This is a genomic window from Neobacillus sp. NPDC097160, from assembly GCF_044762155.1.
In the GTDB taxonomy this organism is placed as follows: domain Bacteria; phylum Bacillota; class Bacilli; order Bacillales; family Cytobacillaceae; genus Neobacillus.
The window spans coordinates 38,245-63,784 of the sequence record NZ_JBIWDU010000005.1 but is presented as its reverse complement, the minus strand read 5'-3'; the positions used below and the strand labels follow the sequence as shown (position 1 = coordinate 63,784).

Annotated in this window: 26 protein-coding genes and 1 pseudogene; 5 read left to right on the top strand and 22 right to left on the bottom strand. The window is 38.7% G+C overall.

Annotation, left to right across the window (positions count from 1 at the left end):
• Positions 1-18: 18 nt before the first annotated feature.
• From ACIQXV_RS08620 to ACIQXV_RS08600, 5 genes are all read right to left on the bottom strand, one after another.
• Complete coding sequence (locus tag ACIQXV_RS08620; RefSeq protein WP_402957863.1) at positions 19-4,317, bottom strand: S8 family serine peptidase; 4,299 nt, start codon at positions 4,315-4,317, stop codon at positions 19-21.
• Between the two features lie 451 nt (positions 4,318-4,768).
• Complete coding sequence (locus ACIQXV_RS08615) at positions 4,769-5,650, bottom strand: proline-specific peptidase family protein (RefSeq protein ID WP_402957861.1); 882 nt, start codon at positions 5,648-5,650, stop codon at positions 4,769-4,771.
• Between the two features lie 23 nt (positions 5,651-5,673).
• Positions 5,674-5,964 (bottom strand): hypothetical protein, encoded by a 291-nt coding sequence (locus ACIQXV_RS08610; RefSeq protein WP_402957859.1) that lies wholly within the window; start codon positions 5,962-5,964, stop codon positions 5,674-5,676.
• A 42-nt stretch (positions 5,965-6,006) separates the two neighbouring features.
• Entirely contained in the window at positions 6,007-6,993 is a 987-nt protein-coding gene (locus ACIQXV_RS08605) for a GntP family permease (protein ID WP_402957858.1), read from the bottom strand.
• 67 nt (positions 6,994-7,060) lie between these two features.
• On the bottom strand, positions 7,061-8,038 hold the full coding sequence (locus tag ACIQXV_RS08600; protein ID WP_402957856.1) for a transglutaminase domain-containing protein: 978 nt from the start codon (positions 8,036-8,038) through the stop codon (positions 7,061-7,063).
• Positions 8,039-8,191: 153 nt separating this feature from the next.
• On the opposite strand from ACIQXV_RS08600, the gene ACIQXV_RS08595 reads away from it, so the two are divergent.
• Entirely contained in the window at positions 8,192-10,141 is a 1,950-nt protein-coding gene (locus ACIQXV_RS08595; RefSeq protein WP_402957854.1) for a GTP-binding protein, read from the top strand.
• Positions 10,142-10,207: 66 nt separating this feature from the next.
• Here ACIQXV_RS08595 and ytaF read toward each other — a convergent pair whose 3' ends face one another.
• The 4 genes and pseudogenes from ytaF to ACIQXV_RS08575 form a co-directional block, all read right to left on the bottom strand.
• Positions 10,208-10,813, bottom strand: a complete 606-nt coding sequence (gene ytaF / locus ACIQXV_RS08590; RefSeq protein ID WP_402957852.1) for a sporulation membrane protein YtaF — start codon at positions 10,811-10,813, stop codon at positions 10,208-10,210.
• A 173-nt stretch (positions 10,814-10,986) separates the two neighbouring features.
• A complete protein-coding gene (tatC, locus tag ACIQXV_RS08585; protein WP_402957850.1) occupies positions 10,987-11,742 on the bottom strand; it encodes a twin-arginine translocase subunit TatC in 756 nt (251 codons plus the stop codon).
• A gap of 91 nt (positions 11,743-11,833) precedes the next feature.
• A pseudogene (locus ACIQXV_RS08580) lies at positions 11,834-11,947 on the bottom strand (DUF1232 domain-containing protein); the annotation flags it as partial.
• 391 nt (positions 11,948-12,338) lie between these two features.
• The gene (locus ACIQXV_RS08575; protein ID WP_402957848.1) at positions 12,339-13,076 is read right to left on the bottom strand and encodes a TerC family protein; all 738 of its coding nucleotides are present in this window, start codon (positions 13,074-13,076) and stop codon (positions 12,339-12,341) included.
• Between the two features lie 543 nt (positions 13,077-13,619).
• Here ACIQXV_RS08575 and ACIQXV_RS08570 point away from each other — a divergent pair.
• Positions 13,620-14,624, top strand: a complete 1,005-nt coding sequence (locus ACIQXV_RS08570) for a DUF3231 family protein (RefSeq protein WP_402957846.1) — start codon at positions 13,620-13,622, stop codon at positions 14,622-14,624.
• A gap of 147 nt (positions 14,625-14,771) precedes the next feature.
• On the opposite strand, the gene ACIQXV_RS08565 is transcribed toward ACIQXV_RS08570, so the two are convergent.
• The 7 genes from ACIQXV_RS08565 to ACIQXV_RS08535 form a co-directional block, all read right to left on the bottom strand.
• Positions 14,772-15,284: an RDD family protein gene (locus ACIQXV_RS08565; RefSeq protein ID WP_402957844.1), complete on the bottom strand. Its 513-nt coding sequence runs from the start codon at positions 15,282-15,284 to the stop codon at positions 14,772-14,774.
• A gap of 134 nt (positions 15,285-15,418) precedes the next feature.
• Complete coding sequence (locus ACIQXV_RS08560) at positions 15,419-15,895, bottom strand: DUF3995 domain-containing protein (RefSeq protein ID WP_402958254.1); 477 nt, start codon at positions 15,893-15,895, stop codon at positions 15,419-15,421.
• A 111-nt stretch (positions 15,896-16,006) separates the two neighbouring features.
• Complete coding sequence (locus ACIQXV_RS08555) at positions 16,007-16,600, bottom strand: TetR/AcrR family transcriptional regulator (RefSeq protein WP_402957842.1); 594 nt, start codon at positions 16,598-16,600, stop codon at positions 16,007-16,009.
• A 44-nt stretch (positions 16,601-16,644) separates the two neighbouring features.
• Positions 16,645-17,544, bottom strand: coding sequence for an SDR family NAD(P)-dependent oxidoreductase (locus ACIQXV_RS08550; protein WP_402957840.1), 900 nt, complete (start codon positions 17,542-17,544; stop codon positions 16,645-16,647).
• Between the two features lie 233 nt (positions 17,545-17,777).
• Positions 17,778-18,806: a spore photoproduct lyase gene (gene splB / locus ACIQXV_RS08545; RefSeq protein ID WP_402957838.1), complete on the bottom strand. Its 1,029-nt coding sequence runs from the start codon at positions 18,804-18,806 to the stop codon at positions 17,778-17,780.
• 14 nt (positions 18,807-18,820) lie between these two features.
• Positions 18,821-19,066, bottom strand: coding sequence for a transcriptional regulator SplA domain-containing protein (locus ACIQXV_RS08540; RefSeq protein WP_402957836.1), 246 nt, complete (start codon positions 19,064-19,066; stop codon positions 18,821-18,823).
• A 69-nt stretch (positions 19,067-19,135) separates the two neighbouring features.
• Positions 19,136-19,294, bottom strand: a complete 159-nt coding sequence (locus tag ACIQXV_RS08535) for a hypothetical protein (protein ID WP_402957834.1) — start codon at positions 19,292-19,294, stop codon at positions 19,136-19,138.
• A 158-nt stretch (positions 19,295-19,452) separates the two neighbouring features.
• On the opposite strand from ACIQXV_RS08535, the gene ACIQXV_RS08530 reads away from it, so the two are divergent.
• A complete protein-coding gene (locus ACIQXV_RS08530; protein WP_402957832.1) occupies positions 19,453-19,881 on the top strand; it encodes a YugN family protein in 429 nt (142 codons plus the stop codon).
• Between the two features lie 119 nt (positions 19,882-20,000).
• Entirely contained in the window at positions 20,001-20,432 is a 432-nt protein-coding gene (locus ACIQXV_RS08525) for a pyridoxamine 5'-phosphate oxidase family protein (RefSeq protein ID WP_402957830.1), read from the top strand.
• Between the two features lie 24 nt (positions 20,433-20,456).
• Here the strand turns inward: ACIQXV_RS08525 and uvsE (ACIQXV_RS08520) are convergent, their stop codons facing one another.
• The 6 genes from uvsE (ACIQXV_RS08520) to ACIQXV_RS08495 all read right to left on the bottom strand — a co-directional run bounded on the left by uvsE (ACIQXV_RS08520) (position 20,457) and on the right by ACIQXV_RS08495 (position 25,080).
• Entirely contained in the window at positions 20,457-21,422 is a 966-nt protein-coding gene (gene uvsE, locus ACIQXV_RS08520) for a UV DNA damage repair endonuclease UvsE (RefSeq protein WP_402957829.1), read from the bottom strand.
• A 28-nt stretch (positions 21,423-21,450) separates the two neighbouring features.
• Positions 21,451-22,395: a UV DNA damage repair endonuclease UvsE gene (uvsE, locus tag ACIQXV_RS08515; protein ID WP_402957827.1), complete on the bottom strand. Its 945-nt coding sequence runs from the start codon at positions 22,393-22,395 to the stop codon at positions 21,451-21,453.
• Positions 22,395-23,417: a DUF3231 family protein gene (locus ACIQXV_RS08510; protein ID WP_402958252.1), complete on the bottom strand. Its 1,023-nt coding sequence runs from the start codon at positions 23,415-23,417 to the stop codon at positions 22,395-22,397. The genes uvsE (ACIQXV_RS08515) and ACIQXV_RS08510 overlap by 1 nt, the downstream gene beginning before the upstream one ends.
• Before the next feature lie 269 nt (positions 23,418-23,686).
• Complete coding sequence (locus ACIQXV_RS08505) at positions 23,687-24,199, bottom strand: DUF3231 family protein (RefSeq protein WP_402957825.1); 513 nt, start codon at positions 24,197-24,199, stop codon at positions 23,687-23,689.
• Between the two features lie 293 nt (positions 24,200-24,492).
• Complete coding sequence (locus ACIQXV_RS08500) at positions 24,493-24,786, bottom strand: DUF378 domain-containing protein (RefSeq protein WP_402957823.1); 294 nt, start codon at positions 24,784-24,786, stop codon at positions 24,493-24,495.
• Positions 24,787-24,906: 120 nt separating this feature from the next.
• Positions 24,907-25,080 (bottom strand): asparagine synthase, encoded by a 174-nt coding sequence (locus tag ACIQXV_RS08495; protein WP_149870190.1) that lies wholly within the window; start codon positions 25,078-25,080, stop codon positions 24,907-24,909.
• 220 nt (positions 25,081-25,300) lie between these two features.
• On the opposite strand from ACIQXV_RS08495, the gene ACIQXV_RS08490 reads away from it, so the two are divergent.
• Entirely contained in the window at positions 25,301-25,477 is a 177-nt protein-coding gene (locus ACIQXV_RS08490; protein ID WP_402957820.1) for a hypothetical protein, read from the top strand.
• Positions 25,478-25,540 lie beyond the last annotated feature (63 nt).

Sequence of the window (25,540 nt, the reverse complement as noted above, 5' to 3'; positions counted from 1 at the left end):
TTTTTTCAGCCATTATTTTTAATTCTTCTTTTTCTTCACATTAATATACAATTTGCCGTCGGCTGTTTGCCTTGATTCATTTCCATAGGAATCAACAGCTTTCACTTCAATGACGGCACCCTCTGCTACCATGTCTTTCGTAGCCGTGTAATATCCGACATAATAACCAGGTGAAACCTCCATCATTGGAAGCTCAGTTGCATTTGATAGCTGCGCAGTTTTCGTTTGTGTCAACGGCATATGAATGAAGAAAGTTGCTTTCAAGCCCGGCTCACTTGTAAACTCTATCTTTACACTTTCGCCTTTCTTCAATTCCTTATCTACTGCAGGATTTACATTTTTAATTAATGGAGCTGTGTATTTTACGTCGACCTTCACCGTTTTTTCCGTCATATTTCCTGCTTTATCTTTGGCAACTACTTTAATATCATTTTTGCCTTCATCGAGCATAATTCTTGCAGAATAGGTGCCATTTTCAACTTTAGCGGTTGTTCCGTTAACAAGGACGAAATTTAAATAATCATCTTTTACAGTCCCTGTTACGGTGACGGTTTCTTTATTTAATTTACTTCCATCCGTTGGTGACCCAATCGTTAATTCCGGCGCTTGTGCATCAAAAGTGATATTAGCAGGTGCGGATGCATCCGTCATCCCTTGTGATGTAGACGCTTTTGCCGTTAATTGGTTCTCGCCCTTTTGGAGTTTCACGTCAACAGCATATGTGCCATCATTCTTTGTATCAACGGTTGCAACTTCTTGACCTTTATTAAAAATATGAACCTTTGTTGTAGGTGCAGCTTCACCTTTTACGTTTACCGTTTCAACATTCGTGAATGTTCCATTGACAGGAGAAGTGATCGATGGTGCCGTTACCTCATAATCAACCACGGCACGAATCATATAGTTACCTTCGGCCTCCGGTGATGGTGTCCATGCGCCGCCAACAAGCTGCCAGCTTCGCTTCGCATTTGTTCCATTCTCATCTGTTGCAAGACCCGGTGATTTCGTATTGACATCAGCTTGGATGTAAACCAAATAGAAATCGCCTTCGACAAGGATTCCATGGCTGCTCAAATCTACCTGTGTCCACTGACCGTTTCGAAGTGCAGTCGCATCAATAGGACCGGCAAGTTTTTTACCAGGAGCACCGTCAACCCCTGAAGCATCATATACAGCTACTTTAAAGGCAGTGCCTCCTGGAACAGGCCATTCTGAAGTCCAGAAGCGGAACAAGCCGCCTGTGACTAATGCCTTTTTATGCCCTTTTGCTAGTGACATTTTTACAGCCCAGCCGTTTCCAGCATCATAAAATGCCCGTGCGTTTTCAGCTGTGCCATCGTCATAGCCGATTTCACTTGGGAAACCAATGAAAGGCTTAATATCAAAATTCTGCTCCATGTTCCCTTTTAGTTTAATCGTTGCTTCTTGGCTGTAATAGTGTGGTGCAATAACTTTAAGCGTGTAGTCACCTTCATAGGCAGTGATTGTGAAATGTCCGTTTGCATCTGTTTGGACAGGTTGAACGGCTGCATCCTCAATGGCATATACAGTCGCCCCAGCAACTGGTTGACCAGATGCTTTGTTCTTAATCGTTCCGGAAACAGTACCCTTCGCTAATTCTTGAAGAGTAAAGTTAGCTGCTGTTTCTCCGTCCCGCTCAATCGTAATGGTTTTTGTTTGTGATTGATAGCCATAGCTTTCGGCTACAACCGTAAACGTTCCAGTCGCATGCGTAAACTCAAAGCTTCCATTTGCCGGATTGGTGTTTACCGAACGGCCGGATTCCATCACCGTTACTTGAGCCTGCATAGGTAATTGCATTGGTGCAGCCTTTTTAGTGCTTTCATCCTTTTTCACTTCTGGCATCATCATCGTGAATTTATCGGGATTGACCTTTTCCTTTTTAACTGAATCTGATGCAGATTCTTCATTTTCAACCGCTGCACCTAACTCTGCTGTTTGTGGTGCTGGGAGTGGTGTATTCGTTAAGCGAACATCATCTAAATACCAGCCAAGCTTCGTTACACTTCCGTCCGTTTTTAGATTGAAGGCAATATAGATTCGTTGACCAGCATATTCACTTAAATCTACTTGACCGTCAATCCAACCATTTGAGAGATCATTGACACGAAGCTTTTGAACCCAGTTCACAGCATCGGTTGACACATACACATGGCCGAAATCATAGTTTCTTTCAAGTTCGTACCATTGCTTGAATTGCAGGTAGCTGTTTCCTTCCGGTAAATCAATCGGCGGCATTTGTAAAGATGCGTTTGTGCTGTTTGCATAAGTTCCGCCAAGATTGGTCGCATAAACTTTTTCACCGGAGAAGGCTTTGCTAGGGCCGCTCGTTGGCTTACCCCACTGCCATGAATCATTCGCACCATAGGAAGTCCATCCATCAGGATTACTTTCAAAATCTGTAAAATATCCGACTGTTATGCCTGGAAGAACTGTTATGGAATGTTCGCTCACCGTTTCGTTTCCACCGAAATCACGTGCTTTCCACTTATAGACGAAAGTATTTCCTGCAATCTCTGCACCAGGAATATTCACTCGGTACGTTCCATTTTTGTAATCGCCGCCAATCTGCCCAGCGGCAACAGTCGTCCATGAACCATCTTGCTTTTGATATTGAAGCGATACATCTGTTACACTAATATTGTCGGCAGCTGAAGCTTCTAACGTTAACGGCATTCCTGCAAATACCCTGGCAGGTTGGGAATGCGTTAACACAGGTGCTTCACTGTCTTCTCCTTCTTTTGTTACTTGGCCTTTTAGTTTTCCTAAACCGGAAATAACAGAAGAGACAGCATCATAGACATTCAATAAGCCCGATCCATATCCGTTATTTGGTGCTTCTGGATATTTGCTGTCTGTTAAAGGAATGGCTGATGTTTGTAAAATTCTTTCTAAATCATCAACCGTTAAACTTGCATTTGCTTGCTTCAACAAGGCAATCGCTGCTGAAACGTGCGGTCCAGCCATCGATGTCCCATTCCATCCGCCTTCATACGTGCCGCCAGGAACGGAAGAACGAATATTTACACCTGGTGCCGCAATCTCGGGTTTAATTTCCGCATATGGTGATGGTCCAAGTAAGGAAAAGCTTCCAAGTTTGTTATTAATATCAGTAGCTCCTGTTGCAAATGATTCCGGATAGTTCGCCGGATTGGCAACAGATCCAGGACCTCCAGGATTACTTAAGGTTGTATTTCCTGCAGAGAATTCCGGGAAGATTTCTGCTGCTCTCCATGCCCGAACCATTGGACGGTACCATTCATCAAGTCCTGGACCTCCGCCCCATGAATTATTGATGACATCTGGTGCCTTGTCAGGGTTTCCACCTGGGGCGATCATCCAGTCACCCGCTTCTAATAAATCGGCATCCGTGCCGCCAGCTGCCGTGAATGCCTTTACGGCAATCCACTTCGCACCAGGTGCGACACCAATTATATTAGACCCATTCGGCTCTGAACCAACCATTGTCCCTGTAGTATGTGTTCCATGTCCTTGATCATCATATGGTACAGCTTGCCCTCGTACAGCGTCAAACCAGCTATACGTATTATCCGCCTGCCCTGTCGCCGCATTATAGCCGCGATATTTTTCCTTTAATGCCGGATGATTCCATTGAACCCCAGTATCAATGGATCCGATAACGACTCCGCTGCCATCAATCCCCATCTCCCAAACCGCTGGTGCTCCGACACGATCAATATTCCATTCAATTGCTGTCGTTTCGGCTGCCGGTTCTTGGACTGCTGTACCAGCGGATTTTTCCGGTACGAACAATTGCCTTGTTTCGTTCGGGAGGATTTTTTCTACCTCTTGAAATGCTGCTGCTTTTTCCATTACCTCTTGCGTGGCCGTTACTGCAATCGCATTCACGATAAAGTAGGAATGAACATCCTTCGCCTTTCCGGCCTTTTCTTGCTCCTGTAAAAAAGCTAACAGATCCGATTGTGTTTCCTTTGCGGTTGCTTTTAACTCAGATACAATGGTGTTTCGCTTTATTGATTTTGCTTTCGCCGGTGTCGCCTTTTGAAGTTTGGCTTTGTCTTCCGCTCCCTTGGCAACTTTTGCAGAATCCACCTGCTCTTTCATTTTGATCAGAAAGGTCACTTTATCTTGGTCATCAAATTGGCTATAAAGTGATTTTGTTACTTTTTGCTTAGGTGATGGCAACTGGTCTTTTGCTGAAGTACTTACTCCCTTTGTTGCAGCCTCAGCATTCATTTGCGGCTGCAGGAGCAATGGCAACACTAGCACGGCGGTTAATAGAGTGGATAACAATCGCCTTTTCTTTCTTTTCATCCTCATACCCCCTAAGTATTTTCCTTATTCATTTGGAACTACTACCCTCCTTCCCACTGCACACTATATGTCAAAAACTAGGTGCTAATTTAAAAATAGCCCTTTACCGTTTTTGTTTGTGTCGAAGGATGTCTTTGGATTTGGAATACTCGAAATTTGATAGTTTGGTTGTGGTTGGGAAAATTGGAAAATTAGTCCATTTTGAGGTCGACAGTGCTTTTTTCATTATAAAAATATACCTTTTCGACTATCCCCCGCGTCTTTTTATGGAGGGAAATTTTTACTTTTCTTAAAAACGATTCTTTATTCCTAGTGTGATTGTTACAGATAAGTAGCCAAATATTCACATTCTGTGATTAAAAAGTTTTATTTTCCCAGATTTAACTTACATAAAAAAGCAGCTTGATAGGATATCAAGCCGCTCTCATTCTTATTAAAAAAAAAGAGACTATTATTTTATTAGTGAATCAATTGATTGAAGAAAATCTCCAATTATCGTTACATATTCTTCCGGTTCCTCAATATACGGCATATGCGCACTTTTTTCAAAAACATGGAATTTCGCATGAGGTGTCAAACTACTGTAGTACTCTGTTGTTTCCGGTGTCGCTTCATCAAAACGCCCGCACGTATAAAGCGTAGGGCAAGAAATCTCTTTCAATTGTGGAGTGCAGTCAAAATCCTTCAAATTGCCGAGCACGGTAAATTCTGATGGCCCCCACATGATATTGTAGATTTCAGAATTCCGATACTCCGCAGGTTTTTGTTCGAGCCAATTCGGCTGTTTTTCCAATCTGTTAACAAAGTGCTTTCCAAAAATTTTAATTGCCGCCTCAAATTCCTCTGAATCGGTCGTACCATCTTCTTCACAGCGTTGAATCGTTTCCTGGACCTCTTGCGGTAATTTTTTTAGGTTTCGCTTTTGATCTTGTTCCCATAAAGGGGCGCTAAGACATGGACTTGAAAATATAACACTCTTCACGCCACTTGGCTTCGTTAAGCAATAGGCAGCAGCTAGCGTTGTTCCCCAGGAATGACCTAGAATATGTACTTCACATAGGTTTAATGCTTGTCTAATTTGAGCTAATTCCTCCACGAAACGATCGAGGCGCCACAGTGAGGTGTCCGTTGGTCTATCAGATTTTCCGCACCCCAATTGATCATATAAAATCACGGGTCGATCCTTTGCAAGATCCTTTAAACCTTGCAGCGAATAGGATGAAGACCCTGGTCCTCCATGTAAAATAAGGACTGGGGTACCCCTGCCATGTTCAGAGAACTTCTGATACCAAACCCTGCCTCCGGTTACATCAATATATCCTTCTTTATGCAATCTTTATGCCCTCCTAAAATTGTTTATTGCTCCATTCGTTTATCCTTTTCTTTACCAAAATGCAATCCTATTAACCAGCCCCCAATAGATAAAAGCGGATAGAGAACAAAAATGGCAAATCCCTTACCTGGATCATCCAAACTCACAAGAACAGTTACGATCCAACTGATTATGACTCCGGCAAAATGACCGAACCCACCATACATTTTAGCGTATTGTTTCTTTTTCCACCCGATTATACCAAATATTAATCCAATTCCGACAAAAAATACAAGCATAAATAATACTTCAATTAAATAACCAAGCCCGTCCATACATGTTCCTCACTTAACTAATAGATTTCTTTTTCCGTTCCATTATCTAAAAAAGCGAAACACACCGAAAATCAATGTTGAAATGATCACCATCGTTAAACCAACAAGGGTTTCATATGGAATCACTTTTAAGCGCTCCTTGATTTCCATATTGACACTTCCGCCTGTTGCGTGGAAAAAGCTTCCGTGTGGCAGATGGTCTAAAACGGTTGCACCGGCGTGAATCATGGCGGCATCGGCTAACCCCGATACACCCATTCCTAAAATTGTCCCGCTAAATACTTGACTCGCTACCGCTGTTCCTGCAGTTGTTGACGCGGTTGCTGCTGACATGAAAATACCGGAAACTGGTGCAAGTACATATCCAGGAAGGCCGAGTGTATTTAATCCTTCAATTAAAAAGTCTTTCAACCCTGAATTGGCGATAATACCCGCCAATGTACCTGTCCCAAGGAGCATGATCGCTACACCTGACATTTTTCCTAATCCGGAAACCGCATACTCATTCATTTTTCTTCCACGGCCCATTGCCAGTGCCCCGGCAATCCCCCCAACAGGCAGGGCAATTATAGGGTCAACACTAATATCAAACAATGGCCTTAAAGCTAATAAAATAATCGTTACCAGTGGAGCTGCAATGGCTGGAAAAAATAACGGAAGTTTTCCGCCACTATGGGTTTGAACTCCAAAATCTTTTATGCCGGAACCTTTATTTACAAGTTTTTTCGCAATGAAATACGTTACCAAAAGTCCAAAAATAGCAGGAATAATTCCGGCAGCCATAATCGAAGTTAACGGAACTTTAAAAATACCGGCAGCAAGGATCCGAAGTACCGCAGGAATGATGTCTTTCGCGCCTTCCATCATTAACGTTACGGTGTTGGTGATATCCACTCCTCCAATGAGTCCGCCGATTAACGCACCGGCAATCATCCCATAGGCAGGTGAAACCTTTTTCAAAATTAAAATAATGGCAATGACAAGTGCACAAATCGCACCTAAAGCGCTTACTTGAATATGAGCATCCATGATGTAACCTCTTAGTATAAATGAGGACGCAATGAATAGAGTCTACGCGGGCACTATTCTCCTCCCATTACCAAGGATATTCCCCTTCTTTATTCTTATCCGTTTTAGAAAAATAGGCAGGTTGATAGCTTCGAACAAATTTATTTGTATTCGCGTTAATGTATCCGGAACCGTATGTTGGATCTTCAGACTGCCACACACCATTCAGCATAATTTCATTCCACGCATGATTTTCACCATACGCAATTTTCGCTTCAATCCCAACAGCTCTGTGCAGGGCCGCACTTAAATGAGCATAGCCGGTACAAAGTACTGTACGAGATTGAAAGGTTTGCACAGCTGAATAGATTGGTGGGTTTGTTGCATTAACAAGCGGAGCGTTATAAGCGATATTTTTGGCAACCCACTCAAATATGGCCCGCGATTTTTCTTGATCTGACATCTTTCCACTCGTAATATTCTGTGCAAGTGCTAGAATGGAAGGATCATTGCTTTGAACCATGTAACTGGGAGTTAAATATGGGTCGCTATCCTTTAATGTATATTGGGCATAGCCAAGAACCTTATCTGGATCATTTTCCTTCCCATTGTAATATTCATCCAGATTAAGAATGACGTCCCCCACTGAATAGCTTAGTGGATAAACATAATTAATTTTTCCATTGGAAAAAGGAACCTTGATCGTTGTGTTCTTGTGGGCCCGCACTTCTTGAATATATAAAATGACACCATTCGCATTATTGTATTTTCCAAATTCCGTAGGTTTTCCCGTTACAATAAGCTTCCCACTTTCTACCGTAACCTGATAGGTTTGGATCTCCGTCGGCTGATAGTTTGCATTCGCTGAAGCTGATGTGGAATTCAGCGGTTTTTGCTCATTTACTGTTGCTTCACTAGTTTCAACTTCTGGATTCTCCTGCTCAGATAATTGGAAACGATTCAAATTTAAATAGCTTTTCATTTGTTCAATAGAAGGAATCATATTTTTTTCCGATAGAAACATAAATGCACAAAAACAGATGAACAGAAAGAATAGTTTTTTCATAACGGTTAACACCTCAGTTCAATACTTAAAAAATAGATTACCTGATTTCCAGTTTATTTCATTTTACTCTTGTTCACAATGAATTCGAATTGCCAGCACCTTTTTAAGTGAGTTATGATTTAAATTATCAGATACATAAAAAGAGGTGACACCATGAAGAAGACAATTGGGATGTTTGCCCATGTGGATGCAGGAAAAACCACATTGGCCGAACAATTGCTTTATCATACGAAAACCATCAAACAAAGAGGACGAGTCGATCATCAGGACACCTTTTTGGATAATCATGACATAGAAAAGCAAAGAGGCATTACCGTGTTCGCGGAACAGGCAAAGTTCACATTTAATCAATCCGATTATTATCTAATTGACACCCCGGGCCATGTGGACTTTTCTCCAGAAATGGAGCGGGCGATTCAAGTGATGGATTATGCCATTGTCATTATTAGTGCCGTCGAAGGAATTGAAGGACATACCGAAACAGTTTGGAGGCTCCTTCAGCAGCATCAGATACCTACATTTTTCTTTATTAATAAAACCGATCGGGTTGGGGCTGATGCGGCAAGAGTCTTAGACGAAATTCGCAACCATTTAACATCCGACGCTTTTGACATTACCGGGACATTAACTCATGGTGAAATGAACGAGGATCTAATCGAATTTATTGCGGAGCGCGATGAATCGCTTTTGGAAACATACATGGACACCGGGTATCAAGCGGAACTTTGGCTTGAAACAATGAAAAGGCTATTTAACGAAAGTAAAATTTTCCCATGCGTAAGCGGCTCAGCTCTCCAAGATATCGGAATTGCCAGCTTTCTTGATAAATTAGACTTGTTAACCGCTACGAATTATAAAAGTGATGAACCCTTTGCCGGCCGCGTCTATAAGATTCGCTATGACGAAAAAGGGACGAAAATTACGTTTATAAAAGCCTTAAGCGGAACCTTAAAAGTTCGGGATGAAATAAGCTCTGGTAATGACCTCTCTGAAAAAATTACCCAGATCCGGTTATATAATGGAAACAAATTTACACCGGTCGAACAAATCTCAGCAGGTGATATTTTTGCCGTAACAGGATTGTCATCCGCTTCTGCAGGAGACGGCGTAGGAACTATAAAAGATAAGGCTGTTTACGAAATGGTCTCAGCGCTAAAATCAAAGGTACTAGTTGATCCATCGATGAATGTGAAAGAAGTTTTGCGGTATTTTAACATTTTGAATGCGGAAGATCCGGCATTAAATGTTACTTGGGAAGAACGCTCGCAGGAAATTCATATCCATGTGATGGGGACCATTCAACTTGAAGTCTTAAAGCAAATCATTAAAGAACGGTTCCTCCTCGACGTCTCATTTGGAGAACCGAAAATTATGTATAAAGAAACGATTGGTTCGGAGGTTACAGGTTATGGGCATTTTGAACCGTTGGGACATTATTCTGAAGTACATCTGAGGATGGAACCTGCAGAAAGAAATAGCGGCATTTCCTTCGAAAGTAAGTGCCATACGGATCATTTAACGATCGGGACGCAGAACCTCATCCGCCATCATCTATTTGAGCGAGAACATCATGGGTTACTGACAGGATCACCCCTTACCGATATAAAAATCACATTGCTAACAGGTCGTGCCCATAATAAACATACCTCCGGCGGCGACTTTCGAGAGGCTTCCTACCGGGCATTACGGCAAGGCTTAGAAAAAGCAGCAAATATTTTACTTGAACCGTATTATCAATTTAAAATCAAAATGGATTTAAATCATTTAGGAAAAGTGCTGACAGATATCCAAAATTTTCACGGAAGCTTCAACCCACCTGATACCATAGGAAATAAAGCTATCTTAACCGGTAAAGTACCGGTCGCAACTTTCATGAATTATGGCCCGGAATTTGCCTCGATTACCGGAGGAAAAGGAACAATGAATTTAGTATTTGGCGGCTACTACCCTTGTCACAATCAAGAGCAAGTTATTGAAAAGCTCAATTATAATAAAGATGCAGATCCTGAATATTCATCCACTTCGATTTTTTGCGCAAAGGGACAAGGCTATTCTGTTCCGTGGGATCAAGCCGAAGCGGAAATGCATTGTAAGCTTAGTTAAAAAAATATTGGCGACCTCTATCATTTCGGTCGCCTATCAAACCAACTCTCTTTTTTAATCCAATTTTTATACAATCATTTCATAAACGCCAATCAATATTAACAGGATACCCGCAACAATATTAGAGTACTTGCCAATGTTCATACCACAAATCTTACTTCCAAGTTTTATTCCACTCCAAATGGATAGGAAGGAAAATAAACCAATAGGCAATGTTGTTAAAGCAGTAGAAACTCCCGTAATTCCTGCTCCCAATCCCATTGCTAAACAATTGATCGCTAACGCAAATCCTAAGAAAATCGATTCTTTTACAGAAATAACATTATCAGAGTTTACATCTGCTGAATCTGGATGCGTAATAACATGTGAAAAATTAGAATCAACTTTAACTTCTCTTGGAGATTCTTGAACAGAGAAGGAATCTACAATGCATTTTATCCCAATACAAATAATGATCAACCCACCGGCAAAATTGGCCATTCCGATAGAAATAAATTGTGAGATGAATTCCCCTGCAATAATGGAAAGATAAGCACATATCATGGAAACGATTGCAATAATTAAATTAGAAACAAATGGAATCCTTGTCGACCTTAATCCATATGACACGCTTATTCCTAAATTATCAAGATTTGCGGCAATACCGATTAACAATATAGACAAATAATGCATATTTTCCTCCTGTTGGTGTGCAGTTCATCCAGTTGTTCTGGAGAAAAATTCTTTTGTGTATTTATATATTCAAATCGTTTGAATTATGTTAATTAGAAATCAACTCTTCAATATTGGAAAATCTTAAAAGGAACCCAACTCTAAGTTCTCTTCAAATAAACTGTTTTCATTTTTTAACTGCTAATATGTTCATGTTCTTCAAAAGTGTTTAGAACACGATAACGTTTTTGCTTTCGTTTAAAAACCATTTTGGATAAAAAGATGCTTATTTCATACAAGAGAATCAATGGAATAGCTACAGAAATATGAGAAAAAAATTCTGGTGGGGAAATCATTGAAGCAATAATTACCAGAATCAAATACACATATTTTCTCAGTTTTACGATTTTATAAGGATTAACCAATCCTAAAGTTGTTAGAAACATCGATACAAGAGGTAATTCAAATGCAATTCCGAAAGGTAATGTCATATTAATTAAAAAACTGAAATATTTATCCGCTGAAAAGGAAATGGTCATTAAATCGTTGCCCATATTGATAAGAAACTTCATGACGTTTGGAAATATAAAAAAATAACCAAATGCCAACCCTCCAATAAAAAGAAAGAACAAAGCAGGAATATACGCTAATGTAACCTTTCTTTCCACTGGCTTCAAAGCGGGTTTTACAAATAACCAGAATTGCCATCCAGCAACTGGTATCGTTCCAGCTACAGCAATAACAGCGGCAACGTGGAAATAAATCCTAATTATATCACTTGGTCCCAAAACTAATAACTTATAATCGATATTCCCCATTAGAAAAAGATATAAATCTTTGACATAAACTAGCCCTAAAATAAGAAATATAATGAAAGCCAAAGCCGAAATAATTAATCTTTTCCTTAACTCATCCAGATGCTCAACTAATATTAATTCTTTATCATCCAAAGTTCTACGCCTGCCTGTCTAAAAAATAATAAATCCCCTTATTGGTAATGTACAAGATTCATAGTGCTTGCTTAATTAATCTAAAGTCAAATTACTTAACTGTTAGTAATTTTGTAACTATTTGTATTGCCAAAGCATCATCAATATAACCGACTGGAAAAATGTAATCTGGAATAACATCCACAGATACAATAAAATAGATTAGTCCGTGTCAATATCAGTAAGCTCACTAAGCTTCCTCATGGATAAAGAACGTTCATTTAATAATTTCTTCAAAAACAAACTAAATTGATTATCTCTTTTTTCCTCTGCCATCACTGCGTTCCTTTCTATTTTAATTTTAATATTTCGATTTCATTATGTAAGATTCTTTTAATATGGAAAACTTCGCAAAAAATAGCAAAGTACCTATTATTTGATAAAAGAAAATGCAATTAGAAATATACATAATCGTTGACATATTGTCAACAAATAATAGGAACTCAATGCCTTCTCTTCTTCCACTAATGAAATATTAATTCAAAAAGAAAAGCCACCAAAAAGGCAGCCGAAAATTTAATTCTTGCTAGTGGATTGGTACTTCTATTTAAAATACCCTACAAGGTTCTTTCATTACTGGAATTTTTCCTAAATATATGGACAATAAAGGTTCCCAAGAAAACTGCGATTAAAACACTAAAGAATACTACTTCATCCATATGGATTCCGAAGGCAGCGATGATCATTTTTACTCCAATAACGCCAATTAAAAGAAACGCAGTTATCTCAAATTCAGGGACTTTTTCAATTAAGACTAAAAATAATTGGGCTACCCCTCGCATCATTAAAATTCCGAGAACTCCTCCCAGGAATAAAACCCATACTTGATTTGAAACCCCAAATGCAGCAATCACACTGTCAAAGCTGAAAGCAATGTCCATTAGTTCCACGGTTAAAACTGTTCGCCAGAATCCAATTTTCTTATTTTGAACATCATCTTCATTATCTGTTTTCTTTACAAAATTTTGAAAAACAATCCAAAGTAGATAGTGACCGCAGACAATTTTGATCCAAGGAATGTTGATTAAGGTAACCCCTAATCCAATGGCCACAACTCGGAAAAAATAGGCACCAAAAATCCCATAGAATAGGGCTTTCTTTTGTTGTTCCTTTGGCAGATGCTTTACCATTACCGCTAGAACGAGGGCATTATCAGCAGATAATAATCCTTCAAGAATAATAAGGGTCCCAATAATTCCCCAACTGGCAGGATTCATCACGACATTCTCTAACGTCTCTAGTGAAAAAAATGTACTAAAACTAGTTAAGATTTCTTGCAGGAGTTGCATCTGCATCTGCTCTTTTCCCCTTTCCGTTCCAACCTACGCATCTTTTTTATCATGATAACTGCACATTACAAGAAAAGTAATACTATTATAGTGCTTGTACTGTTAATGCTTTGAGTCCCCCACTTGCTGCTCTAGTCTAAATGTATGTAAGACTCTTAAATATATGAACCAAAAACGAAATCGCAATCAAAAGTATAAATATTTCTTTCAGATTAAAACTTACCTTAGTGTTATCCTCTAACACAAAACTTCAATGTGGAGGGATATACTTTGGACATTCTTTTTAGCTTATTCTCAATCTTCATTATTTTGAGTATTAAGGTTGCATTTTTAATTAATAATACAACTGACAGATTAAAATCTTTGTTAAAAATGCCGGCTTTAACTTAAGAATCGAATATCCCGCTAATATCTTCTTTATCGCATTGATGAAGAAAAGGGTGAGCACAGCATTTTGCTTGCCCTTTTATGGAAATTGGGCTTCTTTTTTTTCATAGAATATTCATATCTCTAACAGAATTGGTAAATAATATTCCAAGGGGTGATCATATGGATGAGAATCAATTAAAACTCACATCTTCCGAAATAGGAACACTGTGGGGAGAATTTGTAAACGGTACAATGACAGACGTGGTAAATAGATATATGGTCTCGATTATTGAAGATGAGCAAATTAAAGCCATCTTTGAGGATGCGATCAAAACGTTCGGAAAACAAAAGCAGCAAATCATAGCTTTTATAGAAAAAGAGGGGTTCCCAGTTCCAATTGGATTTACTGAATCTGACCTTTTTAAAGGGAAACAGAGATTGTTCACTGATATATTTTGCTTGAATTATTTACATATCATGACATTACATGGTTTGCTGGGGCACAGCACGTCATTAGCTGTTTCAGTAAGAAAAGACTTAAGAGATTTTTACGATTCCTGCGATAATGACGCAAAAAGGATGTATCATCAAACAATTGAGTTATTGCTTGAAAAAGGGAATTTCCAGAGAGACCCTCTATTTTATCCAGCTAAAAATCCTGAATATGTTTCTAGCCAAGATTTTACAGATGGATTTTTCGGAAAGGGTAGAAAATTAGCTGCGACAGAAATTATTAGTATTTCTTTAAACCTGAAAAAAAGTATTATGGGTAAAACTCTTTCTATCGCATTCAGCCAAGTCGCTCAAACAAAAGAAGTTAGAAAGTTTTTAACTGATTCCGAGAAAACGGCTGATGGACAAATAAAATCATTTTCAAAAATCATGCAAACGGATAATTTGCCAGTACCTAAATCCTGGGAATCAGAAGTGACAACTTCAACGGATTCACCTTTTTCCGATAAATTGATGTTGTATCATATTGGTTTCTTGTTCCAGGCTGCACAAAACTATCATGGGGCTGGATTAGCATCAGCTATGCGATTAGACCTTGTCACGGCTTATGAAGGAACCATTCTACAAAATCTTATGTTAACTAAGAAATGGTTTAATCTTATGGTACAAAATAAATGGTTTGAACAGCCGCCACTTGCTCCAAATAGAAAAGAATTGGCACAAGAAGTGTAGTAAAATTTAAGTTATTGTCAGATAAACTTATAAAAAACCATCCAATTTTTGGTTTTTTAGCATATTCCCCAGAAAAGGTTTATTATGAAAATCCCTCCTGAGATGTAATAGATTCAGTAGGGATTTCGTAATACTCGATGGAATAGTTCAGCGAACTACCTCCGTACCTGCTATCCAGTCATAAACATTTCTCCTTTTTTTACTAGTGAGAGGAATTATTAGATATAATAATATTACAAGATTGACAGCATTTAGGATTACATAAACGGTACTCTCAGAAAAGTCAGTTGGAAGCATTAATCGCCATATTCCGAAGTGAGCAACCTCCCAAGGAAGAAACTTGATAGCTGTTCGAAAAGCGGAGCGACCGATTCCAATACGCTGACCGACAGCGTCAACAACACGGATGCCCATTTTTCTCTTTCCTAATGTTCCTTGCCATTTAGAACATTCACATAAAATAAAATAAAGAGAAACTGGCAACGTCATCATAAAAAAACCTGTCAGTTCGGCTGTTATTGGGGAACTTGAAAATAAGGGCTTAATATATGATCGAAATACAAAAGAAATGGTACCCACAACAAAAATACCATATATAACGATCACGAGATAATCTAATAAGAAAGCGTAAATACGGGTTTTAAATGCTGCATATGGCATAGCGCTTGGCCCCCCTATTTCTGTTTAATGATTATCTCTCAAAAAACAACTACTCTCTAAAATATATTACCATAAAAATCCAAGTCAGTATTAAACAACTCCGTTTTAACTACTAAAGTAAATTCATGCGAATGTTATTTATGGTTTAAGATGTTTGTCTTTTTGAACTCGAGTGCAGAGAGTATAAAAAGAACTCCTCCAATCATCCAAAATGGCTCCCAAAAAAAGAGTCTCCACCTTAGAGCAAAGTTGTCAATCTGAAGAGATAATAAACCAATACTTGAAAGAATAAGGGATATAAAGTTTAACAATCCGTATAAAGATAAAAAGATCCCTCCTATTAAAGATAAAAAATATAAAACACAATTTGTTATTTTAGACCATTTTCTTAGAAGTAACAGTAAAAACAACCCTCCACCTAACTTAATGAATCCAGTAAACCAAACAATTGCTATAAAAGATGATTCCCTTTCCACGGCTTTTTTATAGATTAAACCTCCTAAAGATTTTGCTCCTAACATACCCCCAGCTGCCCAGTAAAAACTCATTAGTGCAAATAGGAAACACCAAATGAATCCAACATAGATATAAATTCTTTTGCTCTGAATCATTTCCACCCTTACTCTCCCCTTAAAGGTTTTATTGTTGATAAGTGTAGATGTCTAGTGCACTTACTTGACTGCCTGGAAATAATCGCATGGATGGTCAATTTTAAAAGCAACTTATTTCGTTAAAATCTTCATTAAGATGTCAATCTCTTGCAGCCAATGGGATTCATCGGTCTGTACATCTTGCAACATTAGGCCGGTTAAGACGGAAAAGTAGAGGAACAAGAGCCTATGAGGATCACCTGCACAGAATTCTCCTGTCTGTTGTCCTTTGATGAATATGGGAATCAATTGCTCAATTGTATCCTTCGAAGAATATTGTTCTATTAACTGTTTTGCCTTTACCGGTACCTCATCCGAATCTTGAGTTTGCTGGATTAATAAAAAGAAATGTTTATGACTCTCATCCAACATATTTATTGTTAAGGTTTTGATTTGTTCTAACGGTGTACCGGGAAAATGGCGGAGATTCCCAACTGCTACCTGAGCTTCTTCCAATGCCTCCTGCACAAGTACCGTAAAGAGATCTTCTTTGGAATCGAAATAACGGTAGGTGAGGCCTTGACTAATACCAGCTTCTGCAGCAATCATGCTCATTTTCGTTCCGGCAATACCTCTGTGAGCAAATACCTTTAGAGCCGCCCTTTTAATCTGTTCTTTTCGTTTATCGTGAATATGATCGGGTTGATTTTCATTTATTTGCTTCAATTATTATTCACCTTTCAATTTTTAGAGTTGTTTGGATTGTCTTCTTACTGCCGAATTTCATCCTCACTTACTTCCCATAATCGCTTTGCGGCATCCATATTCTGAGCAGCCTCAGATGGGATTGTCATTTGCATGTCAGTGTAGTAAGAACCATTGCTACTCGTAATTTCGTCCGAGTCCGCTAACCATACCAACGTTTCGGCACCTTTTTCAGGGGTACGGGAAAACATTTTCATCACGGCCATGGTCAAGCGTGCCAACAGTCCGTTATTCTGATTAAAATTCGTCGACACCAGCCCCGGATCGAAGCAATGGGCCGTGACTCCACTTCCTTCAAGTCTCCTTGCCAACTCTGCAGTAAACAAGATATTGGCGAGCTTGGTTTCGGCGTAGCGAAATGTTGGGCCACCCATGAACTTTTTTGGAAATCTATAGGGTTGCTCGGCGATGAGGTCGTCAAAAATTATCCCCTTTTTAGCCATCTTATGACCATGAGAGGCAGTTGTGATAACACGGGCATGTTCGCTTTCCTTTAATCGCTCAAGGAGAAGGTTCGTAAGAAGAAAAGGAGCGAGATGGTTGACCGCCCACGTCATTTCTAAACCGTCGACTGTCAGTTGTCTTGTTTCAAATAAGGCGCCGGCATTGTTGATCAGGACATCCACTTTAGGGCACCTGGCAAGAATTTCAGCAGCTGCTTGACGTATGGAATGCTGGGAAGCCATATCCGCTATAAACACATCCACCCTCGTGTCCTTACCTGATGATGCCTTGATTTGAGCTGCTATTTCATTCACTTTGGCCTGATTACGTGCGACGATTCCTAAGTTTGCACCACGAACGGCAAGCTCTTTTGCGGCGGCAAGCCCGATTCCGCTGGTGGCTCCTGTAATCACAACATATTTTCCTTTAACCATCCACTTCCTATCCAATTTATCACTCATGTAAAGCACCTCTCCTTATTTGTGAATGAACCATTCATTCATTTTATTTTATAATTATATATGTTGATTTCCTTATACTGTCAATGGCTATTCGCTATTCATTGATTAAAATGAATACAAAGGCGGATGGAACGATGGACGACAATACACCTTTATATCACTTAGCGCACATAAAAAAACACACAATTTTTCAAATGAAATCGTGTGTTTAATTTTATTACGGAAATGATCATTTATGTGAAGTATTCCAATTTTGCATTTGGGAAAAACTTTTCCATATAGGAATAAAGATGACTTTTTATATCCTCTTCTTCTTCTTTTTGATAAATATACTTGCCAATGCCGTATTTCCCCCATTTATACCTTCTGGAAGACTCATCCAATTCCAATTTCGTCATCGGGTAATTTTTTTCAATCACTCGCTTAGCAGGTTTAGTGAACCGGTGTTGAATAAATTCAAATGTGATATCGTCCCTTGCATCTATTGGTAATTCTTCATCTAGCCGTTCAAACAAATGATAGTATCCTTCCTCCCATCCTTCATGAAGATATATGGGTGCCACGATGAACCCTAATGGATAGCCGGCCCTTGCTACTTTTCCGGCTGCTTCAATCCGTTTTGCTAATGGAGAGGTCCCAGGCTCGAAGTTTTTAATTACATAATCCGCATTGACGCTAAAGCGAAATCTCGTCTTTCCATTATGCGTGGCATCAAGTAAGTGATCAACATAATGGAACTTGGTTACGAACCGCAGCTTTCCCAGCTCAGATGTTCCAAAATGCTCTATCGCCCGCTTCAATGTATGTGTCAAATGATCAATACCAACGATGTCAGAGGTACAAGATGCTTCAAATCTCGTGATTTCTGGTGCCCGTTCCTCCATATATTGATCGGCCGCTTCCAAAATTTCCTCCACATTTACATATGTACGAATGTAGGGCTTCGACCCCATCGTCGTTTGTAAATAACAATAATGACAATGCCCCATACAGCCTGTTGCAAAAGGGATGGCATATTCAGCAGAAGGCTTGGAGGTATCGAACTTTAGTGTTTTTCTGATTCCCACTACGAGTGTTGACTTTGCGATTCTGTACCTTTGGAAATCAGTGTCACCGGGAAGGTTCCTAACTTGATTATGTGAGGTGGTATAGCGGATTTCCACATCCATTTTTTCAAATTTCTCTTTCAGCTCCTGCCCGAGCGGATACTCCAACGCCTTTGGTTCAAAATAAACGAGTTGAGGCATAAAAGGCTTATTCATACCATTTCCCCATTCTATTCATATCCAAAGTACTGTTCATACGCATGCATTGCGTCAGCTTCACTTTGGTAAACAGCCATTTCATTAGTTAATGGATAATAGGTTTCATACAGAAATATAGCCAATTCATTTGGATTCTCCGGATTATTCACAACGGCCGCTTCCTGCACATTTGCTACATCCTGTGTATGTGGATTGCGATAAAATACGTAGACAATGTCTCCCGGATTATAGGAGGTAGTCTCATGATTTACTTCCATATCCTTCACCGTCCTATTTATGTGCCTTATTTATAACGGAAAAAAACGCCGCTAAAGGGCGCAAAATTATTATGACGAAGTCTTGTCCGAAATATTCGTCAGCCCCTCGGCATTTGGATCAGCTTGTCCGTAGCCTGTAACCTTTCCTGCATGCTCCTCATTGTACTTCGATCCTGAACCAGGTTGCCCTTTTTGTTTTTCACGATTAGTATGTTGCTGATTAGACAAATTGTGCACCTCCTTTTTTATTAGCATTTGTTACATTTCAGGTGTTATTCGAAGCATAATTAAAAATAACATTTTCCAATTCCTTTCGAAAGCTAGGTATTTAATTCATTATCTGGTTAAGAATAGTAAATGATCTTTAAATACAGGAGTGAAGGAAAATGATTCAATTACAAACAGAAATTGAAGGAAGAAGAGCATATTTTGGGGCAGTTCGTGATATCTTTCATTCTTATGGTTGTAGTTTTTGCAGTAATTTTGATTATGACCAAGGGAAATTCGACGCATTGTTGTGGCGTGATGGCGGAGAATCCATATATTTGCGAGTCCCCATTTATGTAGTAGACGGTGCTTTAGATCATTCTAATGCCTTGGTTGAGTTTGGAACACCATTTGTCATCAAACATGTCATCAATATTGGACTAGATCATGATGAAAACTCATTTGTGACCGGTACTACGGGCCTGGATCAATTTCAAACACCATTGGACAAAGACGACTACATTTATGATAAAAGCAGATGGGAGAAAGCTGGAAAAGAGGCAATCCACCAAGTGTTTAGTTCGATCAATGGATTATTAGTTTCCTAAGGACACATAATGATAAAAATCAATGGAAAAGCACCTAAGAATATTTAGGTGCATTTTACAGTTTAAATGTCCCCCATTAGTGGAAAATAAATAGAACCCATACATGAGGAGGAAAATCTATGAGCAATCAAGTATTAAAAGATAAGGTTTTAAACATACTCTCCAATCACAAAACCGGTATCCTGTCATCAGTTGAAAACAATAAACCTCATTCTCGATATATGACATTTTACAATCAGGATTTAACATTATACACTCCAACGAAAAAGGACACGGAGAAAATCGAAGAAATCGAAAAAAATCCGTTCGTCTCTGTATTGCTGGGATACGAAGAGAAAGGACTTAGCGATGCCTATGTTGAAATTCTTGGCTCTACGTCAATAAATGATTCACAAGCCTTGAAGGATCAATTCTGGGAAGAATCGTTTAAGAAATGGTTTGACGGTCCTAATGATCCGAACTATATATTACTGAAAATACAGCCTGAAACGGTCCGCATTTTAAATCTAAACGGTGAACCACCGCAAGAACTTGAATTAAAGAATTTGTGATAAAATACCTGATGGCTCTTCATCTCATCTTAAATGAAACGAAGAGCCATCAATGATTTCCACATCATCCCTCGTTTTAATCTCTTCCATTAAATGAAATAGAGCTTCGTCCTTTCTCTTCGCCTCAATCATGCAATCAATTTGTGGAAGGCTTCCCCTTATTTCTTTTAGAAACTGAAAGAATAGATCTGCGTCCACAAAATCCGCATGATGGCGGAAAGCTTTTTGGCTTTTTGGACTGGAAATATGCATTTTTACTGGGAGTGAGGAATAACTCCATGTTTGAATGACACGATCCCAATGAACTTCCCATTCGGCATTTCGATGATGGGCAAGGTGATGATGATAATCGAACACAAGCGGAATTTCCAGTTTTTCACATAAGTAAAGAGTATCTTCTAGGGTGAATGAAGTATCATCATTTTCAAGCATGATCATTTTTTGAATTGACCTTGGCACAACCATCCAATTATCGACAAACCGTTCAAGTGAAGCTTCTGTTTCTTTATAATTGCCTCCCACATGCATCACACACCGGTGAGTTGGATCAATCCCCATCCCCTTTAATAGTAAATAATGCATCTTCAACGTTTGAATCGAGTTTTTTAAAATATCTTTCTTCATCGAATTGATAAGAACAAAATGATCTGGATGGAAATCAATTCTTATGTCGAGTTCTTTGACAAAATCTCCAATCTCCCGCAATTGCCCACGCAATGGCTTTAAATAATTCCAATCAAGCAGTTCTTCATGGTTGGCTAGAGGAATAAGACGAGATGTTAACCGATAAAAGTGAATTTCCGACGCCGCATTATGCTTTAAAATTCTGAGTGTATGGTGTAAATTCGATAGCGAGATCCGTTCTAATTTCCGAATCGCTGCTTCACGGTCATCAATATTCTGGAATTGGGCAAAGGTCATCGTTTGGGATGGTGAAGCATTTTTTAATTCCATACTCATGGCTACATATCCTAAACGTACGATGGTCATTTTTTCACCTCATTCCCTTGCTTTTTATTTACCATTCAATCTCACCGCCAGATAGCCGTTTGACTCCCCGAATAGAGGCGATTTCTTCAATAAGCTGCAACATCGCAAGGTTCTTCTGTTTCGCTTCGATCATAATGTCAAAGTCTTCATTAAGGACCTTTGCCATTTTCAAAAATGGCAGAATAAAATCCAATGAGACAAAATCTGCATGTGAACGATAGGCCTGATCTGATTTTGGCGAAGAAATATGCACTTTGGGAATCGTATTCCATGTGTTAAAAATTCGTTGTAAGTAATGCGAAAGGTCAACTCCCCCTTTATTCGCCATATAGTGGTGATAATCCAGAATCATCGGGATCTTTGCTTTTTCACAAGTAAAGAGCGTTTCCTCTACATTATACGTTTTATCATCATTTTCCAGCGTCATCTGCTTTTTTATTTCGCTTGGTAATTTTTTTATACTTTGATGAAATCGATTTAATGAGGTCTCTTTATCCCCATAAGCGCCGCCAATATGAATATTGATAATTCCTCTTTCCAGTGCATTCATAGCTTCGAGCATCCTAAAATGATAGTCCATATCCTTCACTGCATTCATAGTCACTTCTGTGCGGTGACTTGTGAAGAGTGTAAATTGATTGGGATGAAAGCTCGGTCGAAGTTGAAATTGCCGGATCAATTGTCCAAGTTCCTCCCATTCCGTTTTGAAAGGAGTAACAAAATCCCACATCACTTCCGGATGAGTGGCTAAGGGGACAAGTGAGCTTGAAAACCGATATAATTTTATTTCGTGCGCAATATTATAGTACAAGATTCTTTTTGTATGATGTAAATTCTGCGCCGTTACTTCTTTAAGCTTCTCCATTCGCTCGTGTTTAGGAATTGCTGAATATCGAGTAAAGGTTAAGGCTTTTGAAGGGCTGGCATCCCATAAACCTAGTGCATTCGCCACAAATCCAAAACGAATCTTCATTAAACCCTGTCAAATGCTTTTGGCGGAGATTCCATCCAGCCTTTTTCAATTAAGATATTAGCTCCGTCATCGACAAATAAGCCAATATTTATGAGAGATCTTCCATACATCAATCCTATATCTCTTCTTCCGTTTACCGCAAGTGAGTTTCCAAACGACCTTATCTTCATGGAGAACATGTCCACTTTATGAAATAACATGATTTTATCGGAAAAAGGAGGATATGTAGACGTTGTAACTAAATGGTCTATGTATGATGGTGTTAGCAAGTGCTCTATCTGAAGCTTTTCTTTGTATTGCTTTACTGATTTATCAGTCATATCTAAACCTCGTTTAAACAAAGCCTTTATCTTTTCATCTTTAACTGTCTGGTAAAATCCCAGTAATAATGCCTTACTTGTTGCGTTATTCTCAATGTTATCATAAAGATGGGTAATTTCTAATGCATGTAATGGTCTAACATCGCCAACAAAACCATTTAAGTAACTTTGATTTTTAATAAAATCAACTCCATCAGGTGTTGGAATAATAGGAGGTTTTGCAATTAATTTTTTTTCAAATAGAACATTGTTTATCTGCCCTAAAAGGATGCTAGTGCATTGATTGCAATAAACAAAAAACTCCCTTATTTCCTCCCTCATTACTAATGGAACCGCTATTGCGTAAATGCTTAGACCTGCCTTAGCAGCATATTTTAAATAATGCACGTAAAATGCATCTTCATATAAACGTGGGGCACCAAGATTTACATCATCTTCAGCAAATCCTGCAGGAATAGGAAAATTACCTTTCTTAAAAAATCCTTCTATCCTCTGCATAAAGTCCTTAGATGCAGCTAAACCATTTTCCAATAGTGTCCGAATAGAATCATCCTCGCAATGTTGAAGAAAATAACTGATAATTTGACCAGACATACTGTTTCCAACATACGTAACCCAAAGTTTCCCCATTTCAACAGATGTTAAAGGTTGAGTTTCATCTAATTCTTTTGTACTTAAATTAATTGGTTTTAATACATCCATAGGGTTTATAATATCCACCTTTAATCCCTCTCTTCCTCGTATTTTTGTAGGATTTCCTTAAAATATTCTTATATACCCCTACAATTTGATATCCATTTTCCTATACAAATTTCGGCTAAAATTACAAAAAATCTCTATTTATTAAAAAAAAATGACTATCAAAATGTATGTTTTTGATAGCCATTTCCCTTTATTTTTTGATGATTGCGATAGGTAACGAAACCCATTTAAAATTAATCCGTTCTTTTTGTTAATTATTTTAATGATTTCTAACAATCACCATGTTTGTTAAGATGCAATGGAGGAGGAATCAGCCAGCCTTTTTCCTTATTTAATCGAAGGACTTTTGCACCAAGACCCGCTTTTTGCATATGAAATTGTCCATACATCAGGGCTACATCTTCCCTGATCGATTTACCCATCGCTTGACTAAATGCCACTAATCCGGCAGCGATATCCACCGAAAGTGTTGCGGCAATAGCAGGATCAGGAATTCTAGCCCCAACTGGTATATCCTCCAAACATGCTTGCGGCGGCTCCGGTGAAGCTGGAGGTAAACCGACCCCGTTCTCTTTTAATAGTTCTTCCACTTGTTTTTTTTCCTGCTGACATATTTCAATGGCTTCATTTAATAACTTTTTTAAGTCATCGTCTCCAACATGGTTGATCATTGTTTGATAACCTGCTATCATACCATTGCCCGCTAATAATGAGGCCCAAAGATCAAAAACCTCACCATAGTGCAATGGCTCTTCCTTAGGATTTCCGCTTAATATGCCCATTGTTGCCCTCCTTAGTGTATAGGTAAATTTATTCATCATCAGTGCCACCTTTCCTGAAGCACAAATGTATTTTGTCCTACACTAGCGTTAATCATTACTAACTTTTTCTGCTATTTATTTTGAACTTATGTAATGGCGAAATGTTCAATTAAAGAAAAAATCCCTCTATCCCTCTTATTTATCCCATTGTTTAGAACTAAATTTAATGGGGGTCGTAAGAGGGCATACATGTTGAATCAGTTTTACAGCATCAAAAAAACACTCAGATGACTATGTCATCATAAGTGTTTTTTTTAATCCTTTTTTAATTTTGATAAATCGGTTTCCTCACCAAACTCAGTAGCATAATTTAAGTTTCCGCTGCCTTGGCGATCTACTTTATGCTCTTCCTTCCTCATTGGAGCAAATAGTAGGCTTATACAAATCAGTCCACTTAATCCAACAAGAGAATAGATTACTCTTGACAAAAATGCCCCTTGTCCGCCAAAAATAGTTGCAACTAAATCGAATCTAAAAAGGCCAATTAATCCCCAATTGATTGCACCTATAATCACTAGCACTAAGGCAATTCTGTGTATTAATCTCATGGTTCTACACCTCCTTTTTTTATCTTTTGCTTTAAATACGGATTAATGCTTAACAAATGAAATTTTACTTTTATGGATGTTTCATTAGAAGACGAGTACGGAATATACTCGTCTTCATCTCTAACGGCGGTGTTCTACAAGGTCAATTACGCCTAATACCACGTGTGCTAGACCAAAACCGAAAACAGTATTAGCTACCATTTTATTCGACCCGCGTTTTTGCTTTAATGCATAACCTGTCGCAGTTACTGCAGTGCCTAAAGCAGTTGGAATTAAGCCTTCACGAATATTCATCGTAATTCCCCCACATCGTCGTTAGTTGGTGTCTATTACACCACCATTCATTCTTTCCTATGTACCGTGAATTATTCTGCCCATCTATTTTGAATGAGAACTAAAGCCTAGGTAATAAGTTCTTCTATGATGGTGAGTTCTCTTAATCCCGAATCCTGTAATTTTTCTCACAGTAAAAACAGTTCCAATTACTTATAGTTATCATTGGAGGTGAATTTTTGTGAATGTTAATTATCCAATTAAAGAAAATGTTGATGTAAAGGAAATCAAGACAGCACTTAAACCGTTTGGCGGCCGTTGTGCCAAGATTGTTGAAGGTAAACTGGAGTATCAAGTGAAAGAAGAAAATGAAAATGCAGCATATGCATGTTTAAAAGACAAAGGGTATATTAACTAAAGCCGCGAAGATTATTCACGGCTTTTTTGCATCCAGTTTATTTGTGTGTGTATATCACACCAT

Bases quoted from the DNA above. Each gene is read 5' to 3' on its own strand.
- ACIQXV_RS08620 (WP_402957863.1), bottom strand. From the start codon at position 4,317: ATGAAAAGAAAGAAAAGGCGATTGTTATCCACTCTATTAACCGCCGTG.
- ACIQXV_RS08610 (WP_402957859.1), bottom strand. From the start codon at position 5,964: ATGGACGGGCTTGGTTATTTAATTGAAGTATTATTTATGCTTGTATTT.
- ACIQXV_RS08605 (WP_402957858.1), bottom strand. From the start codon at position 6,993: ATGGATGCTCATATTCAAGTAAGCGCTTTAGGTGCGATTTGTGCACTT.
- ACIQXV_RS08600 (WP_402957856.1), bottom strand. From the start codon at position 8,038: ATGAAAAAACTATTCTTTCTGTTCATCTGTTTTTGTGCATTTATGTTT.
- ACIQXV_RS08595 (WP_402957854.1), top strand. From the start codon at position 8,192: ATGAAGAAGACAATTGGGATGTTTGCCCATGTGGATGCAGGAAAAACC.
- ytaF (WP_402957852.1), bottom strand. From the start codon at position 10,813: ATGCATTATTTGTCTATATTGTTAATCGGTATTGCCGCAAATCTTGAT.
- ACIQXV_RS08575 (WP_402957848.1), bottom strand. From the start codon at position 13,076: ATGCAGATGCAACTCCTGCAAGAAATCTTAACTAGTTTTAGTACATTT.
- ACIQXV_RS08570 (WP_402957846.1), top strand. From the start codon at position 13,620: ATGGATGAGAATCAATTAAAACTCACATCTTCCGAAATAGGAACACTG.
- ACIQXV_RS08565 (WP_402957844.1), bottom strand. From the start codon at position 15,284: ATGCCATATGCAGCATTTAAAACCCGTATTTACGCTTTCTTATTAGAT.
- ACIQXV_RS08560 (WP_402958254.1), bottom strand. From the start codon at position 15,895: ATGATTCAGAGCAAAAGAATTTATATCTATGTTGGATTCATTTGGTGT.
- ACIQXV_RS08550 (WP_402957840.1), bottom strand. From the start codon at position 17,544: ATGAGTGATAAATTGGATAGGAAGTGGATGGTTAAAGGAAAATATGTT.
- splB (WP_402957838.1), bottom strand. From the start codon at position 18,806: ATGAATAAGCCTTTTATGCCTCAACTCGTTTATTTTGAACCAAAGGCG.
- ACIQXV_RS08540 (WP_402957836.1), bottom strand. From the start codon at position 19,066: ATGGAAGTAAATCATGAGACTACCTCCTATAATCCGGGAGACATTGTC.
- ACIQXV_RS08530 (WP_402957832.1), top strand. From the start codon at position 19,453: ATGATTCAATTACAAACAGAAATTGAAGGAAGAAGAGCATATTTTGGG.
- ACIQXV_RS08525 (WP_402957830.1), top strand. From the start codon at position 20,001: ATGAGCAATCAAGTATTAAAAGATAAGGTTTTAAACATACTCTCCAAT.
- uvsE (WP_402957829.1), bottom strand. From the start codon at position 21,422: ATGACCATCGTACGTTTAGGATATGTAGCCATGAGTATGGAATTAAAA.
- uvsE (WP_402957827.1), bottom strand. From the start codon at position 22,395: ATGAAGATTCGTTTTGGATTTGTGGCGAATGCACTAGGTTTATGGGAT.
- ACIQXV_RS08510 (WP_402958252.1), bottom strand. From the start codon at position 23,417: ATGGATGTATTAAAACCAATTAATTTAAGTACAAAAGAATTAGATGAA.
- ACIQXV_RS08505 (WP_402957825.1), bottom strand. From the start codon at position 24,199: ATGGGCATATTAAGCGGAAATCCTAAGGAAGAGCCATTGCACTATGGT.
- ACIQXV_RS08500 (WP_402957823.1), bottom strand. From the start codon at position 24,786: ATGAGATTAATACACAGAATTGCCTTAGTGCTAGTGATTATAGGTGCA.
- ACIQXV_RS08495 (WP_149870190.1), bottom strand. From the start codon at position 25,080: ATGAATATTCGTGAAGGCTTAATTCCAACTGCTTTAGGCACTGCAGTA.